Raw genomic sequence first — 15,526 nt, forward strand, 5'->3', positions numbered from 1 at the left:
AGGACTGGTCGCAATGGCCAGCGCATCCGGACCAGTTGGGAGCATCAGATGCCAAACAAGACCAAAAGTGTCGACCAGTTTCTGCTCATCCATTCGGCACGTGCCGACAACTGGCGCGAAATCACCACATTGGCCGATGCCTGGGCAGCCAATCGCGGCGAGCGAGCGGCGCTGGAGGCGGCGATCGCCGCTGTCGCTGCGACAGAAGAGTACCACGCCTATCCCGGCGCGCGATTGCTCGCGGCACTGATGGAAAGGATTGCAACAAATGAGGCGGGCGGAGCCGCAAGGCTCGCACGGCGCATTTCTAACGCACTGCTCACGCATGCTTATCGTGGGCGGCCGAGCGAGTGGGACGTTCATGAGGACCTGTCGGCGACCGAAGTGGCTGACGTCCTGCCGCATGGCAACGGTGAAGCCGGTGGCCGCCGGCCTTACTTCGAAGTTCTGTTTGTCAACAGCCAGCCAGCCACGAGATGGCCTGCACTCGCCGCCGAGATCCGCAAGCTGCGCCGCTCCGAGGATCCTTTCATCTATGAGCCCATCCTGGTGGGATCTTTCGAGGATGCTTTCTGCGCTGCGGCACTCAACCCCGATATTATTTCGGTGGTCCTCGCCGAAGGATTTCCCTACCGCTCTCGCCATGACGCACCGGCGCTTCGTTCCGTACTGGACCCGCTCGGGGAAAAGGAAGGCCCCGATATGTCGGCGCTTCGTCTCGCTGGCGCTTTGAAGCGGATCCGGCCGGAACTCGACATCTACCTGCTCTCCGACCGCAACGTGGAACACATTGCTGGCGACCCGGCAGCGGATAGCGTGCGGCGCGTCTTCTATGCAGTCGAAGAGCCACTAGAGCTGCACCTCTCCATCCTCGAAGGGGTGCAGGCGCGCTTCGAAACGCCCTTCTTCGACAATCTGAAGAAATATGCGCGGCGGCCAATCGGCACATTCCATGCACTGCCTATCGCGCGCGGAAAATCTGTCTTCAAGTCGGACTGGATTCGCGATATGGGCGAGTTTTATGGGCTCAACCTGTTTCTGGCCGAAAGCAGCGCCACGACCGGTGGTCTCGACAGCCTTCTGGAGCCAACAGGTACCATCAAGCGCGCGCAGGAAATGGCGGCACGCGCTTTCGGTGCTGACCACGTCTTCTTTGTTACGAACGGCACATCCACGTCCAACAAGATGGCAGTGCAGGCGCTGCTAGCGCCTGGCGACATCGCAATCGTCGACCGCAACTGCCACAAGTCCCATCACTACGGCATGGTGTTGACAGGCGCGCAGCCGTATTATGTCGAAGCCTTCCCGATGACGGAATATTCAATGTATGGCGCTGTTCCGTTGGCCACCATCAAACGGGCGCTGCTGGCATTGAAGACGGAGGGCCGTCTTGATCGGCTGCGGCTGCTTGACCTGACCAACTGCACCTTCGATGGGCACATGTACAACGTCAGACGCGTGATGGAGGAGTGCCTCGCCATCAAGCCGGACCTTATTTTCCTCTGGGACGAAGCATGGTCCGGATTTGCCCGGTTCTCGCCGTTCCTACGTCCACGTACGGCCATGGGTGCTGCCGCCGATCTCGAGGAATGGTTGCGCGATCCCGGATCGGTTAAGGCCTATGAAAAGCAGCAAGCGGACCTCGGCGATAATCCTACGGAAGAAGCCCTGCTCGCCGCTCACCTGATCCCCGACCCCCGTCTCGTGCGCCTCCGCGTCTACCAGACCAACTCCACGCACAAGTCGATGTCGGCGATCCGGCAGGGATCGATGCTGTTGGTCAAGGACGTGGATTTCCACACGGTCGAGGCCCAATTTCATGAAGCGGTCTTCACGCATGCCTCGACCAGTCCGAACCAGCAGCTGATCGCCAGTCTCGACGTTGCACGCAGGCAGATGGAGCTCGATGGCTATGGCCTGGTGATGAACGCGATCGAAATCGCGCTCAAAATCCGCCAATCGATCAACGAGCATCCGCTGATCTCGAAATATCTACGCGTCCTTGGTGCCGACGAGATGATCCCCGAGACATACCGGCAGTCAGGGTTCAAGGACTATCTGACACCCGGCTCGACGTGGGCCACGGTGGTGAAAGCCATGCGGGAAGACGAGTTTTACCTCGATCCCACGCGTATGACCCTGGTTTGCGGCACGGCGGGTTTTGACGGAACGCAATTCAAGGGGCTGCTGGCGAACGACTATGGCATCCAGCTGAACAAGACGTCACGCAATAGCGTGCTGCTGCAGTCGAACATCAACAATACCCGCAGCGACGTCGCGCATCTCATCCGCGTTCTTGTTGAGATATGCCACGGCATCGAAAAGCGCCTGGCCGACGGCGGCGAGAGTGAACGTGCAGCCTTCGCAGCACGCGTAAAGTCGCTGATGACCGACGTGCCAGACCTTCCGAACTTCAGCCACTTCCACGAGGTGTTCCGCGGAGATGCAGGGCGGACGACACCTGAAGGTGACATGCGCACAGCCTTCTTCAAAGCGTATGATGCCTCCGTGTGCGAATACGTGCCGCTTATCGGTGCCGAATGCGACCGGCGTTTGCGCGAAGGGCCAGACATGGTTTCAGCCAACTTTGTCATTCCCTATCCTCCGGGCTTCCCGATCATGGTGCCCGGTCAGGTTTTGACGCAGGAGACGATCGACTTCATGCGCAAGCTCGATGTGAAAGAGATCCATGGCTATGAAAAAACGAAGGGGTTGAAATTGATCAAAACCGACAGCGTCTCCGCCAAGTCAAAACGATGACCTGTGGGCTGGCAGGGCGCAGGGGGGAACTTTGCGCCTACTGCTACGGGTCTGAGCTTTCTTTGCCGGCGCTGCGGGTAGGCAAGCGATATGAGGAGGCGGCGGTTCAGGAGGCAATATCGCCGCAACGCTGGGAAGCTCGTCCATCGTAGCGATCTTTTCCAACTGCCCGGTTTGAAGTGAAGGTTTGGGTTGGTGCCAAGGTCGCCGAGGCTTTGGGTCAGGGCAGGGGGAACTAGTCTGGTTATGATTTGGGTCGAACAATTCCTGGTCAAGTATCCTGAGCTTGCCGTATTCCTTGCTATCAGCCTCGGCTATCTCATCGGGGCCGTTAAGTTCGGCGGGTTCGGTCTAGGGCCGGTTACAGGGTCATTGTTTGCCGGCATTCTGATCGGTCAGTTCGCCCATGTGCCGGTTTCCGCCGTAGCAAAATCGTTTCTATTTCTGCTGTTCCTCTTCGGCATCGGATACTCGGTCGGACCCCAATTCCTACAGGCCCTGAAGCGGGACGGGATGAAACCCGTGCTGCTGGCGATTGTCGTCTGCGTCACGGGACTTCTGACAGCCATCGCAGTGGCCAAGATGCTTGGCCTTGATCCCGGTTTCGCCGCGGGGCTTCTCTCCGGTTCGCTGACCGAAAGCCCAGCCATGGGCACGGCAACCGAGGCGATCAATGCGCTGCCGTTACCGGAGGCCGACCGGGCAAGGTTTGTCGCTCATATCGCGGTGGCTGACGCTGTCTGCTACATGTTCGGCGCTGTCAGCGTCATTCTGTTCTGTAGCGTCGTCGGCCCCAAGCTGCTGGGCATCAACCTGGTCACCGAGGCACTGGAACTTGAAAAAGAATACGGGATTACCCGCACGACAAGCGGCGTCGCCTCGGCCTGGCGCAAATTTGAAGTTCGCGCATACCGGATCTCGGACAACGCCCCGATCGCCGGCATGTCCATCATCGACGCGGAGGCAATATTTCCGCAACACAGACTTTTCATACAGCGTATGCGCCGAGACGGTCAGATCCTTGAAGCGGCTCCAGAGCATGAGATCAACCCGGGGGATATCGTTGCCGTGTCCGGCCCACGGGAAACTCTGGTGAACCTACTCGGTCCGCGAAGCGAGGAAGTCGAGGACCGCGAGCTTCTCGATGTCCCGATATCGATCGCCGACGTCTTGCTGACAAGTCGCGAGCTGAAAGGCAGAAGCATCGAGGACGTGGCGAAGGAGAGCTGGGCGCGTAGCCTCTATCTCCGCGCACTTTCACGTGGGGGCCAGGCCATTCCACTTGCACCGGGTATTATACTGGAACGCGGCGATATCTTGCACGTGGTGGGCCCGGAAACAGTGGTGTCGAGCGCGGCCAAGCGGATCGGCGTGATCGTGGCGCCTTCGGCAACGACGGATTTCTTCGTTCTTGGCCTTGCGATATTCCTTGGTGGACTTGTCGGTGTTCTCGTTACCTTTCCCATCGGCGACATGCGAATCTCGCTCAGCACGAGCGTGGGCGTGTTGCTGGCGGGTTTGCTGGTGGGGCATCTGCGCACGCGCTTCCCGTTATTTGGCCGTATCCCGGATGCCGCCGTATCGTTGATGACGGCTTTGGGTCTTGCCGCCTTCGTCGCGATGACGGGGCTGCACGCTGGACCTGTGTTCGTCTCCGCCATCGGCGAAGCCGGCATCGGTCTTCTGTTCGGCGGCATGATCGTATCTATCACGCCCCTGATCGTCGGACTCTATTTTGGACGCTACATTCTCAGAATGAACCCCATTCTGTTGCTTGGAGGCCTTGCCGGAGCGCAGACCATGACCGCCGGCATGGCAGCGGTCCAGGATCGATCGGGGAGCACGATTGCCGTTCTTGGATACACACCGGCCGTACCCATAGGCCACATTCTGCTCACGACTTGGGGAACAGTGATCGTTGGTATCATGGCTTGATTTACTGATCAGGTTGCGGAATCATCCTCACATCCCAGATTGGGTCTTGCGCGACCTATCCCGCCTCGGCGGAAAATCATGAGCCTGACGATCTCTCTCTTTGTTTAGCTAGATCACGGTCCGCTGCATTGAGCGCCTGTACGGCCACGGCCGCGACCAGACCGGTCAGTACAATGCCGGAAAGGCCGATCAGCAAAGCCAGCATTCGTGCCAAGACATGCTTGGGCACGAGATCGCCATAACCTATGGTCAGTCCTGTCACGAATGTGAAGTACAGGGCCTCGTCCATTCGCCAGTTCTCGATATATCCAACAACAAATCCGGTTCCGACCATAATAACAAGGATCCCGGAAAATATCGGCGACAATATACGAACCTGCTGTAGCAACGCACCGACGAAAAAACGTCTCATCCGCTTCGCGCTAGATTTGGGGCTTTCGTTTACAGCCATAGGCTTAAAACCTTTGAATCCGTGCGATGCACTCGCGACGGCCTTCGACCATTACCGCCGTTTTAGCCGACGGAAAAATCGTGGGGACTATTTCAGCCGCAACGGGCATCACTATCGCATTTGGAAGGCTTAAAGCGCGGCAACCATAACGATCCGTCAGTGCCAGTCATCGTCCACCATAGGCGAAGCGAAGATTGTTTGATGGGGCAGTCACGTTTTTTTCGCTACACCTCCCCAGGAGAAGCGCGCCGATTATGGACCACGCTTAGCCTCCTGGGGAGTGCTTTGTTAGCTACTCATGCAGCATTTGTCGATTTCGAACGGCAATCAACAGGATCAGAGTACGGAGACGTTTTCGGCCTTCGATTTTCCGGTCTTGCGATCCTGGCCGACCTCGAAGCTGACCTTATCGCCTTCGCTCAGCGAGCCACCGGGCTGGAGGGCCGACACGTGAACGAAGACATCCCCGCCGCCACTATCAGGCGTGATGAATCCAAAACCCTTGTCGCTGTTGAAGAATTTAACAGTACCAGTCGGCATAGACGTTCCTTTTAATTGGCTCAGCCGTTTCAGTCGAGATACAGCCTATACTGCGAATGCAGTCCTATCAACAGCTTACGATATCACGCAAATTTATTGCGTCGCTGCAATATCAGCGATTGGTGGCTGGATTGTTCTCAACCAGGCCAAACTCGACCAACAACGCCGAAAACCAGAGCCCTTTCTGGGCCACCATTCCGGTCTTCTTTTGTCCAGAGTGCAATGGGTCGAACGCTCCGCTTTCCGATATAGGGACTAAAACGTTGTCCATTGACGTTCGGAGCTCTCATCAAGAATCATTCGCTTTAAGTATCTTGTTATGTCTCAATCAACGCGCAAAACTCTGCCTCGGAGCCATCCCGGATGGACGTGTTCGACAATCCCCCAACCAACAGAAAGATAGCCCTGCGGTCTGCGTTTTCTACATTGTTGGGCGGGTATCGGCGGGCGAACGCGACCGCGCAAGTTTTGCACTGGACGTTTGGTGATTGAGGTGCTGAGACTGTCTCACCCGAAGAGATTTAAGGGCTGTAGTCGATTTATCCGATATATCGGCGGCGAGATATCAGCCGCTCCAACAACGTGACGCAGATGAAGGGGCGAAATCATGGTTCCGACGCCGCAAGCCGACCTATCACAGCAACAACCGGGCGGCACTCTGCGATTGGACATCGTCGCGGGCCTGACGGCGGCTGCCGTCGTGCTGCCGAAAGCGATGGCCTATGCGACCGTAGCTGGCCTGCCAGTCAACGTCGGCCTCTACACGGCTTTCGTGCCGATGATCGTCTATGCGCTGCTGGGTAGCTCACGGGTGCTCAGCGTTAGCTCCACGACCACCCTTGCTATCTTGACGGCTAGCCAACTCGCACTCGTCGTGCCGGACGGGGATGCGAGCCGGTTGATTGTGGCGACCGCGACCCTGACGGTGCTAACGGGCCTGCTTCTGATGGCGGCGGCGGCCTTACGGCTGGGCTTCGTGGCGAATTTCATATCCTCATCGGTCTTGACGGGTTTCAAAGCCGGGATCGGACTGGTGATTGTTCTCGACCAATTGCCGAAGCTGTTCGGCCTGCATATCTCCAAGCAGGGATTTTTCCGGGATCTGCTGCAATTCTTCCATGAATTGCCAGCGACATCGGCCATCACGCTTGGGATTGGTGTAACGGCATTGGTGCTCCTATTGTTGCTGGAGCGAAAATGGCCCCATTCTCCGGCCCCACTTGCCGTACTCGGGGCAGGCATCGCGGTATCCTGGTTGGCGAGCCTTGGCGCGGCCGGTGTTCCGATCGTCGGACACATTCCCCAGTCGTTACCGTCTTTGACCCTGCCGGATGTCGATCTGATCGTGCAATTACTTCCAGGCGCATGCGGCATCGCGTTGATGAGCTTCACAGAGACGATTGCCGCCGGGCGGTCCTTTGCCGTGCCGGGGGACCAGCCAATCCGGCCAAACCGCGAGTTGGTAGCCACCGGCCTTGCCAATATGGGGGGCGGCCTTTTCGGAGCGATGCCTGCTGGCGGAGGCACATCGCAGACGGCGGTGGTTCGTGCTGTCGGGGGATCCACGCAAAAAGCGTCGTTGGTCACAGCGGCTGCCTCTGCAGCGACGATGCTCGTTCTTGCGCCGTTGCTCGGACTGCTGCCACAGGCGGTCCTCGCAGCCATCGTGATCGTCTACTCGATCGGTCTGATCAATCCCGTTGAGTTCATGTCGATTCGCAAGGTTCGCCGCATGGAGTCTCACTGGGCGCTCGCCGCCTTCCTGGGTGTCCTTTTCTTCGGCACACTCCAGGGCATTATCATCGCCATCATCCTGTCACTCGTCGGCCTCTCGAGCCAGGTAGCCAATCCGCGCCTCCATATTATCGGCCGCAAGCGGGGCGAAGACTTGCTTCGTCCGCTTTCGCCAGAGCACGGAGACGACGAGACCTTCGAGGGTCTCTTGATCCTGCGACCGGAAGGGCGGCTCTTCTTCTTGAATGCCCAACAAGTCGGCGATCGTATCCGGGAATTGGTCGAGAAGGAAAAGCCACGCGTTTTGCTGCTGGATCTCAGCCGCGTCGTCGATATCGAGTATTCGGCGCTTCAGATGATCAGGGAAGGCGAGCACAACCTTGAACGGCAGGGGGTTGTTCTCTGGCTGACGGGTCTCAATCCGGACGTGCTCGATTATGTCCGGGCATCTGGATTCGCTGCACAGCTGGGTGCGGAGCGTCTGTTTTCCGATACACGTACGGGTATCCGTCACCACCAGGACAGGAATGCGGCGAAGGCAATCTTTGCAGGAGACTTGACCTGAAAGGACTGCTGCCTACGCGAACCCCGATGTCATCCGGCTTGGGTATCCACTTTGTCGATGCGGCTCAGTTTTGCTAACAATCTGAGGGTGATGATGACTGCAGCGGCGGAAATGACGGTGGAGAAGAAGAACAGGGAGGCGTAGCCAAAGCGGTCCGCCAGGGTGCCGGCCAACATGGAGCCGATCAGATAAATGATGATCTGTGCACAGGACAGAATGGTGAAATCCGTTCCCGGCTGATCCTTCGACGACACGGACATGAAGAGGCTGTAGAGCGCGACGATTTCCATGTAGCGGATCAGTGTCTGGAAACCGGCCGCGCCAAGCAGGGCCCACATGCCGGTGAACTGGCCGACGGCATGGAGGCTGAACAGCAGGAAGCAGATGGTTCGCAGAACGCCGAGCAGCAGCAGCGTCCCGCCTGCACCGGTGCGTCTCACCAGTCCGGCGGCGATGAACGAGCCCGCAATGCCGGCAGTCGCAGCAGCAATGCCACTAAGGTAGCCGATCGCGGACAAGGGCAGGCCCGCATCGACGAGATACGAGCCCTCCATCGATTTCACCAGGCCTTCGCTTGCCCGGTAGGTCAAGGCGATCGCCAGAACCGTTACCGCCTCGGGGCGCTTGAGGAAGGACTTGAGCGATGGCTTGACAGCAGGTTTGAAGACTTGAGTGCCGGCGTCTTCGGGCATGAAGGCGATGGCAGCCAATGGAAGCGCGGAAACAACTGCGATCGTCAGCACCATCGCCTGCCAACCAACCCAGCCATACAGCAGCAGCGAAACTGTTCCGCCGATGATCACACTGAAGGCAACCGCCGCACCTTGGATGGCATTGCCGACAGGACGGTCTTCCTCCCTCAGTGCCAGTGTTGCATAGCCGTCGGTGGCGATGTCCTGCGTCGATGTCAGCACCGCGATGACGAAGCCGATTATCAGGATGGCGGTGACATTGGTCGGGTCAACGAAGGCCAGTGACGCGATCGCCAAAACGGTGCCGACTTGCGTTGGCAGGATCCAGCCGCGCCGATGGCCGATGGCCATCAGCTTCACCCGGTCGACGAGCGGCGCCCAGAGGAATTTGATCGTCAGCGGGATCATCAGCAGTGCCAGCATGCCGATAGCCGTGCGAGAGACGCCAAGTTCGCGCATGATCGGTGGAACTGCGGCAACCAGAAGGTAGCCGGGGATTCCTTGCGCAAGATAGAGGCCAGCAAGCACAGCAAACAGCCTGGCGCGCCGCATATCGATCCGGCGCTTGGGGATGGCCTCAACATTGGACGATGCGGTCATGCCTGTGGTCTTTCCTGGGTCAAATGTGTTTTGGCGAATGCCATCGCTTCAACGGGGTCGGAGGTGACGTGGACCGGAATTTTCCACAGGCGCGCAAAGGATTGCTGCGAGCGTGGATTGGGCTGTTCCCGGACAAGCGCCAGCGCGCGACAGCAGCGCGATATCTGCGACCGCGTTGCTTTCGCCCAGGCCGCCTGGCGGATTTCGCCATCGCGCGAGAGATGAGAATGACCGGATATGTCGACCACCATGGCGTAAGGCTCGCTCAGCACACCGATCGTTTCGAGCGCTCTGAAATACTCCCTCTCGTCGCTTTCTGTATGCGGCGGACAGAGGCGGAGATGGACAATGCCATCTCCTTCCATGTCGAGGCGGACCATTCTAGAAGGTCACCTTGTAGCCGACCGAGATTGTGCGGCCAAAACCATTGACGACGTTGTTGCGCGTCGCGCTGGCCGTTGGGTTCATGTAGTCCGTGTCGAACAGGTTCTCGATGCCGACGCTGAGATCTCCGGCTCCGACCTTGCGGCTTGCCAGCACGTTGACGAGAGCCGCGCTCTTGATTTCCGGTGCCGTGGTGATTTTGTCGCGGCCAGCGAAGAACTGGACCTCGCCGCGCAGATTGAGGCCGTTCTCAAAGCCATAGGTGCCATAGACCGTGCCGTGAACTGGCGTCGCGATGCGGTTGTTGGGCAGCCAGGCGTTGACCGAGCCATCGCCGTTGGTGTCGTAGCGCCCTTCGCGGTAGCCGAAAATACCGCCGACCGTTAGGTTGTCCGTGGCATGCCACCAGGCGGTTGCCTCAATACCCCAGATTTTCTCCTTCTGCTGTGAGACCCGGTTCGATGCCACGTCGTAATTGACGCCGTCATCGGAGGTCGAAACGAAGGCCGACACGGAGCCACCGTAGTCGAGCGTACCGCCGCGGAGGCCGATTTCGTAATTGTTCACGACCTGCGGGTCGGGCGCGATGGAGGCGTAGCTGACCGTAAAATCGGGAGCACCGGCGCCCGGGCAAACGAGTGCGCCATAGGCATCGCACAATTCGGCAGTGCTGTTGGCACCCGCGCGCCGGGTAAAGCCACCGATATCGGTGAGCGAAAACCCTTGCGAAAAACCGCCGAAGACCTGAACATCAGGTGTCAAATCGAACGTCGCACCAAGATTGAAGGTCCAGTTGTCGTAATCGAACGTGCCGCCCAAGACGTTGATACCGGGATAGACGCGGTTGATATAGAAAATCGACGGGCGGAAGAAATTTTCGACGTTGAGGTGATAGCGCTCATAGCGGAGCCCGCCTTGAACCTGCAACCGGTCAGTCACCGGCACCTGAAGCTGAACGAAGCCTGCGATCGAATTCTGCGTCATCGGGCTGATGACGTCGAGGCCGTTGCTGAGCGTCTGATAGGTATCGTCGTGAACGAAATCGGCACCCCACGTCAGGGTCGAGCCTTCCCGCAGTGCATCGAGCGGGGTTTCCACCGTAGCGTTCAGCCCCGTTCGTTTCGTGTAGAGCGTCGTCTGGGAGTAATCCGCCTGCGGGCTTGCGGGATTGCCAGAATAGTAGACCTGATTGTTGTAGATGGGATCGTATTGGGTGAATGGAAAGCGCTTGGCCATATCGTTGTAGAAGGCTTTGACCTCAAGCGAGCCGAGCGCGAAGTCGGTGTCAGTATAGCGGGCATTGAAATATTTCGAATCTTCCTGAACCGATTTGCCAACGTAAGGCGCCGCGAAATTCGGGGAGGTCGGGTTGGAGTTGAGATTGGTATACCAGTCGGGATTCTGGTCCATGCGCACGATTTCGCCAGAGATTTCGAAACGCCGTGAATCGACCTCGTAGCCTAGGCGTGCATAGAGGTCACCAAACTTGGTGCGATCTCCGCCGCCCTGTCCGAGCATCGCATCGGATGGCAGCTCGCGGCCATCGCCGCCATAGGCGACGCGGCTCTTCTTGCCGCTTGCCGAAAGCAGGTAATCGAAATCGCCGATTTTCTGTGCCGCCGAAACGGAGACCTCGGGGCCAGCCGACTTGCCGACATTTTCGGTGAAAGCCTTGACCTTGGTCTCCACGGTGATCACCGGCTTATCGCTTGCGTCCTTCTTGGTGATGAAGTTGATCGTGCCGCCGGTCGCCCCCGAGCCATACAGGCTGCTGGCGCCATTGACCACTTCGATACGTTCAACGCGGGAGAGATCGATCAGCGACATGGTCCGCGAGACGTCGCGCAATGGCGTATTGCGCGGCACGCCATCAACCAGCACAAGCACGCCGCGGCCGCGAAAGCTCTCCGACGCGCCCGAAAGCGTTTGGTTGGCAACCGAGAAACCGGGGACGAATTTCGAGACGACCGTTGCCGCATCGCTGGTCAGCTTCAGTTGCTCGGCAATTTCGTCCTGGCCGATGACGATCACTGAGCCAGGAATACTGGAAACGGGTCTCTCGGCGCGCGTTGCGGTAACCACCAGTGTCTTCAGGACTGTGGCCCCGCCTTCCTCCTGCTTTTCCTGCGCAAGTGCCGACAATGGAAACGAAACAAGCGGAAGCAGCGCAAGGCAGGTGCTTGCACGCAGGTAATGATGCATTCTATGTCCCTCAATGTCCCCGGACGCCAACAAAGCCATGGGAAGACTCTGGTCCCCGGCGTCCAAACGGTTTAAACATGTATCTATTAGTCATGTTTATGGCTTTCGGTCCAACCCGGCTTGGATTGGAGCGAAGCCGACACTGCTGAAAACGAACTTTTGTAAGGTCTGTGGAAAAGTTGCAATTATACCACAACGATACGGGCGGCGAACGCGGCACTGTCAGCCCGCTTCACTTCGATACGGCTGAGTTCGACGAGGCAGAAACGCGCAACCTCTGCACCGAGTTGCTCTCAGGTATTGTCGGTAACGTCGTGTTTGCCGACATGAGTGAACTCAAAGGTCTTCGCGGGATGCTGTGCCAGGTCGATGATCTCAGCGTCATGACATGTTTCTTCCCGCCCAATTCCCTGCACATCACCGGGGAAGGGCGACAAGGTTGCGCACGGGTGCTCATGCTGCGAAGCATGGAGGGATCATTGGCGGTCGAACAGGATGGCCAAAGGGTCGAGGCGCAATCAGGCGACTTCATGTTCCTGTCGGGCGAACGGCCCTTCGCATGGTCGTTGCCGGAGGGCGGGCGCGTGGACTGCGGCGGCCTTCCGATGCATTCCTTCGCAATGCCGCCCGAGGCGATCGACCGGCTGCTGCTCCGGATAATCCCCAAATCCTTTCCGCCCCTGCAGCTGCTTGTCACCTACGGCGCTTATCTCCTGATGCGCGGGCCGCACTCGCTGAAAGAAGCGGAGATGGCAAATGTTCATTTCAACGAAATCCTGCCGCTGGTCATTGCCTATCTCGATAGACAGCAGGCACCAGCGTTAACGTCCGGGCGGCTGTCGCCGGTGAAGGATTATATCGATGCGAACCTCGCTGACAGCGATCTGGACGTAAGCTCGGTTGCCGCAGTCCTCGGCGTGACGCCGCGCTATGTGCAGAAGCTCTTTCAGCAGGAAGGAACGACCTTTTCGCGCTACCTGCTCGATAGAAGGCTGACCGCCGCGAAGAAGCGGCTGTTACAGAACAACGGCGCAAAACCGATCAGCGCCATCGCCTACGATGTCGGCTTCGGCGACCTCTCCTATTTCAACCGCACCTTTCGCAAACGCTACGGGACAGCCCCGTCCAGCATCGGCAAAAGCCAGTAGGTGAGCGGCGCTTTGATGTCTGGATGGCGCTCGTTGGCATTCGCGACAGCACCATTCTGCCAAGGCGCATGGGAATCACAGAACCAACTCCTGGCACCAATGCCGTCTTCCTAGCTAGGGCCTGTAGCCGGCAAACTCAGTACCGCGATCAAACGTGAAGCTGCGGCATGCAAAAAACGGTAGCGGCAAGAAGGCAAGAACCATCTTGTCCATGATCGGTCGCGAATGCCGACTGCGGTTCTTGAGCATCACGGTGCAGCGGTTATGGCGTTGGACAGGCGAGGTGACGTTGGTCTCGCCAAGCTCGACTTGAAGATCAGCAGATCGCCTTTCCCAGTCGCCCGACCTGGCCTGCGCTCTCTCCAATCGGCAGTTTCCGTTCTTTGAGATGATACAGACGCCGACGTTCGGTGAGGGTGCACTGCGAATAGCAAAGGGACATGCCGACACCTCCAAAGTGAAGCCATTGTAATCATTGGCATGTCGCACTTGGAAATAGAATGTACCCCAGCTACAGCTCCTGATCAGGTAATGAAGGTTATGGAACTAACTGACTTTTCAGAGACCCACTTTAATAAGCATTCAGATTGCTCCCGACGCCCTTGATAGGGCGGCGGTTATTATCGTTCAGAGCAACTTAAATTGATCTTCAGACTATTTCGGTCTAATTGCGAGCAGCGATAGGGTCGCCACCTTTGCTCGTGAAAACAGCGCATTTCCAATAGAGGACTTCTTTTGAAAAAGACATTCATCATAGCTGCGGCATTTGCCATGTTCCCCTTTCTTGCCCATGCCGGAACGCTCGTCTTTCCGAGCGATGCGCCGATTGCGTCGGTGACCATCCCCGATGCTTGGGGTCCTAAAGAGACTATTTCCGGCATCGAAGCCAAATCGCCAGATTCAGCGATCTATTTCTCGATCGATGTTGCCACGGATAAGGATATGGACAAGGTCATTGACGATGCAGTCAATTTCCTGACCGAGAACGGCGTCACCCTTGACACCGCGACGCAAAGAGATTCTGGCGACGTCGAAATCAATGGCATGAACTTTGGCAGCATCGAGTTCGACGGCAAGGATGCCGACGGTCCTGTAGAGATCTCTCTTGGCTTCGCATCGCCTGCTGAAGGCAAGATGCTTGTGGTGACGTATTGGGGCACCAAAGCAACCCAAGACGCACATAGCGCTGATTTGGGGGAAATTTTGAAGTCGCTAAAGCCGTCAAATTAGACGCTTTGACATGGCGGGATGCAAGCGAGAGGTGCGGAAGTATCTCTTGCCTTGTAACCTCGGCCGAAGTCATCGGACAGACAGGGTCCTATCCGTGGAGGCGGCGAAGCTCGCGGATGGGATTGTGTTCGAAGACAAAGAGACGCTTTTCAAGGCGAACTACGTGGCGCCTGTACATCGTAGATTTGATTGCCTCGAATGCCGCCAAACTGAAGTTCAGTGCGCTTTGGGGGTGTAAGCTCAGCTGGAGCTTACACCCCATTATCAATGCCCGAACCCGGTCAGGAACGATGTCAGATTGTCGCCGAGTTCGTCGCAGAGATAGCCGCCTTCCTGGACGATGACGGTTGGCAGGCCGAGGCTGCTGATGGCTTCGGCGATGCGGGCAAAGCCCGGTGTCGAGACGGATAGTCCGCCGAAGGGATCGCCTTCGAAGGCGTCGAGGCCGAGCGCGACCACCAGTGCATCCGGTGCATAGGCTTCGATGCGCCGGTTTGCGGCGTCCAGCGCCTCCAGAAACCCGGCGTCCGCCGTCTTGCGTGGCAGCGGCAGATTGTAGTTGTAGCCAAGGCCGAGGCCCTCGCCACGCTCGTCGGCATTGCCCCAGAAGAACGGATAGAAGCGCACCGGGTCGGCGTGCAACGAAACCGTCAGGACGTCGCTGCGGCCGTAGAAAATGCCCTGCGTGCCGTTGCCGTGATGCAGGTCGATATCGAGGATTGCGACGCGTTTGGACGATTGAAGCAGATGCTGCGCGGCGATTGCCGAGTTGTTGAGGAAGCAGAAACCGCCGGCGACATCGGCAAAGGCATGGTGGCCCGGCGGACGGCAGAGCGCGTAGGTGTGGCGTGCGCCGGCAAGCACCGCTTCCGCCGCCTCGACGGCACTCCACGCGCTCCAGCAAGCGCTGCCCCAGGTATCGGCTGATATCGGGCAAGCCGTATCGGCCATATGGTAACCGGCCTGGCCGACGGCAGAAGCCGGATAACGGCCGGTGCGCGCCAGCGGATGGATATTGGGGATCACCTCTTCCGAGGCGCCCTCGATCCGCTGCCAGCGAAGAAAGATGTTCTGCAGGAATTCGAGATATTCCGGCGTGTGGATGGCGGCGATCGGCTTCAGGCCATGATCACGCGGCCGGACGATTTCGGATCCGGCTGCCTTTGCGCCATCGAGCAGGCGCGCAATCCGCTCCGGCTTTTCCGGGTTGGGCTGCGGTGCGCCGCTCGACAGGAACATCTTCGGATCGTGTTTCGCCTGCTCTTCTGCATAGAAAGCCTTCATG

11 protein-coding genes are annotated in these 15,526 nt (G+C 58.3%); 5 read left to right on the forward strand and 6 right to left on the reverse strand.

Annotated elements, in window-relative coordinates:
* Nucleotides 1-48 precede the first annotated feature (48 nt).
* Both R6X40_RS25150 and aspT read left to right on the forward strand, forming a co-directional pair.
* Nucleotides 49-2,760 carry a decarboxylase gene (locus R6X40_RS25150; protein ID WP_318417153.1) on the forward strand — a complete coding sequence of 904 codons (2,712 nt, stop codon included), beginning with the start codon at nt 49-51 and terminating at the stop codon, nt 2,758-2,760.
* 246 nt (nt 2,761-3,006) lie between these two features.
* Nucleotides 3,007-4,695: an aspartate-alanine antiporter gene (gene aspT, locus R6X40_RS25155; protein WP_318417155.1), complete on the forward strand. Its 1,689-nt coding sequence runs from the start codon at nt 3,007-3,009 to the stop codon at nt 4,693-4,695.
* 76 nt (nt 4,696-4,771) lie between these two features.
* On the opposite strand, the gene R6X40_RS25160 is transcribed toward aspT, so the two are convergent.
* Nucleotides 4,772-5,107, reverse strand: a complete 336-nt coding sequence (locus tag R6X40_RS25160) for a potassium channel family protein (protein WP_412178460.1) — start codon at nt 5,105-5,107, stop codon at nt 4,772-4,774.
* A 375-nt stretch (nt 5,108-5,482) separates the two neighbouring features.
* Nucleotides 5,483-5,686: a cold-shock protein gene (locus tag R6X40_RS25165; RefSeq protein WP_318417159.1), complete on the reverse strand. Its 204-nt coding sequence runs from the start codon at nt 5,684-5,686 to the stop codon at nt 5,483-5,485.
* Nucleotides 5,687-6,293: 607 nt separating this feature from the next.
* Between R6X40_RS25165 and R6X40_RS25170 the strand changes: the two genes are divergently transcribed.
* Nucleotides 6,294-7,985: a SulP family inorganic anion transporter gene (locus tag R6X40_RS25170; protein WP_318417161.1), complete on the forward strand. Its 1,692-nt coding sequence runs from the start codon at nt 6,294-6,296 to the stop codon at nt 7,983-7,985.
* 29 nt (nt 7,986-8,014) lie between these two features.
* On the opposite strand, the gene R6X40_RS25175 is transcribed toward R6X40_RS25170, so the two are convergent.
* Genes R6X40_RS25175 through R6X40_RS25185 form a run of 3 tightly spaced genes read right to left on the reverse strand, consistent with a single transcriptional unit; the run spans nt 8,015 to nt 11,863 of the window.
* Nucleotides 8,015-9,277 carry a RhtX/FptX family siderophore transporter gene (locus R6X40_RS25175; RefSeq protein ID WP_318417163.1) on the reverse strand — a complete coding sequence of 421 codons (1,263 nt, stop codon included), beginning with the start codon at nt 9,275-9,277 and terminating at the stop codon, nt 8,015-8,017.
* Nucleotides 9,274-9,657 (reverse strand): hypothetical protein, encoded by a 384-nt coding sequence (locus R6X40_RS25180; RefSeq protein ID WP_318417165.1) that lies wholly within the window; start codon nt 9,655-9,657, stop codon nt 9,274-9,276. Before R6X40_RS25180 ends, R6X40_RS25175 begins: the two co-directional genes overlap by 4 nt.
* 1 nt (nt 9,658) lies before the next feature.
* Entirely contained in the window at nt 9,659-11,863 is a 2,205-nt protein-coding gene (locus R6X40_RS25185; RefSeq protein ID WP_318417167.1) for a TonB-dependent receptor, read from the reverse strand.
* A gap of 179 nt (nt 11,864-12,042) precedes the next feature.
* On the opposite strand from R6X40_RS25185, the gene R6X40_RS25190 reads away from it, so the two are divergent.
* Together R6X40_RS25190 and R6X40_RS25200 are read left to right on the forward strand one after the other, a co-directional pair.
* On the forward strand, nt 12,043-13,011 hold the full coding sequence (locus tag R6X40_RS25190) for a helix-turn-helix transcriptional regulator (RefSeq protein WP_318417169.1): 969 nt from the start codon (nt 12,043-12,045) through the stop codon (nt 13,009-13,011).
* A gap of 735 nt (nt 13,012-13,746) precedes the next feature.
* Nucleotides 13,747-14,241, forward strand: coding sequence for a histidine kinase (locus R6X40_RS25200; protein WP_318417171.1), 495 nt, complete (start codon nt 13,747-13,749; stop codon nt 14,239-14,241).
* A gap of 264 nt (nt 14,242-14,505) precedes the next feature.
* Here R6X40_RS25200 and R6X40_RS25205 read toward each other — a convergent pair whose 3' ends face one another.
* Nucleotides 14,506-15,525: a histone deacetylase family protein gene (locus tag R6X40_RS25205; protein ID WP_318417173.1), complete on the reverse strand. Its 1,020-nt coding sequence runs from the start codon at nt 15,523-15,525 to the stop codon at nt 14,506-14,508.
* Nucleotide 15,526 lies beyond the last annotated feature (1 nt).

This window comes from Rhizobium sp. PL01 (genome assembly GCF_033447125.1).
Classification (GTDB): domain Bacteria; phylum Pseudomonadota; class Alphaproteobacteria; order Rhizobiales; family Rhizobiaceae; genus Pararhizobium.

Coding starts and splice junctions, on each gene's coding strand:
- R6X40_RS25150 (WP_318417153.1), top strand. CDS start 49: ATGCCAAACAAGACCAAAAGTGTCGACCAGTTTCTGCTCATCCATTCG.
- aspT (WP_318417155.1), top strand. CDS start 3,007: ATGATTTGGGTCGAACAATTCCTGGTCAAGTATCCTGAGCTTGCCGTA.
- R6X40_RS25165 (WP_318417159.1), bottom strand. CDS start 5,686: ATGCCGACTGGTACTGTTAAATTCTTCAACAGCGACAAGGGTTTTGGA.
- R6X40_RS25175 (WP_318417163.1), bottom strand. CDS start 9,277: ATGACCGCATCGTCCAATGTTGAGGCCATCCCCAAGCGCCGGATCGAT.
- R6X40_RS25170 (WP_318417161.1), top strand. CDS start 6,294: ATGGTTCCGACGCCGCAAGCCGACCTATCACAGCAACAACCGGGCGGC.
- R6X40_RS25185 (WP_318417167.1), bottom strand. CDS start 11,863: ATGCATCATTACCTGCGTGCAAGCACCTGCCTTGCGCTGCTTCCGCTT.
- R6X40_RS25205 (WP_318417173.1), bottom strand. CDS start 15,525: ATGAAGGCTTTCTATGCAGAAGAGCAGGCGAAACACGATCCGAAGATG.
- R6X40_RS25160 (WP_412178460.1), bottom strand. CDS start 5,107: ATGAGACGTTTTTTCGTCGGTGCGTTGCTACAGCAGGTTCGTATATTG.
- R6X40_RS25180 (WP_318417165.1), bottom strand. CDS start 9,657: ATGGTCCGCCTCGACATGGAAGGAGATGGCATTGTCCATCTCCGCCTC.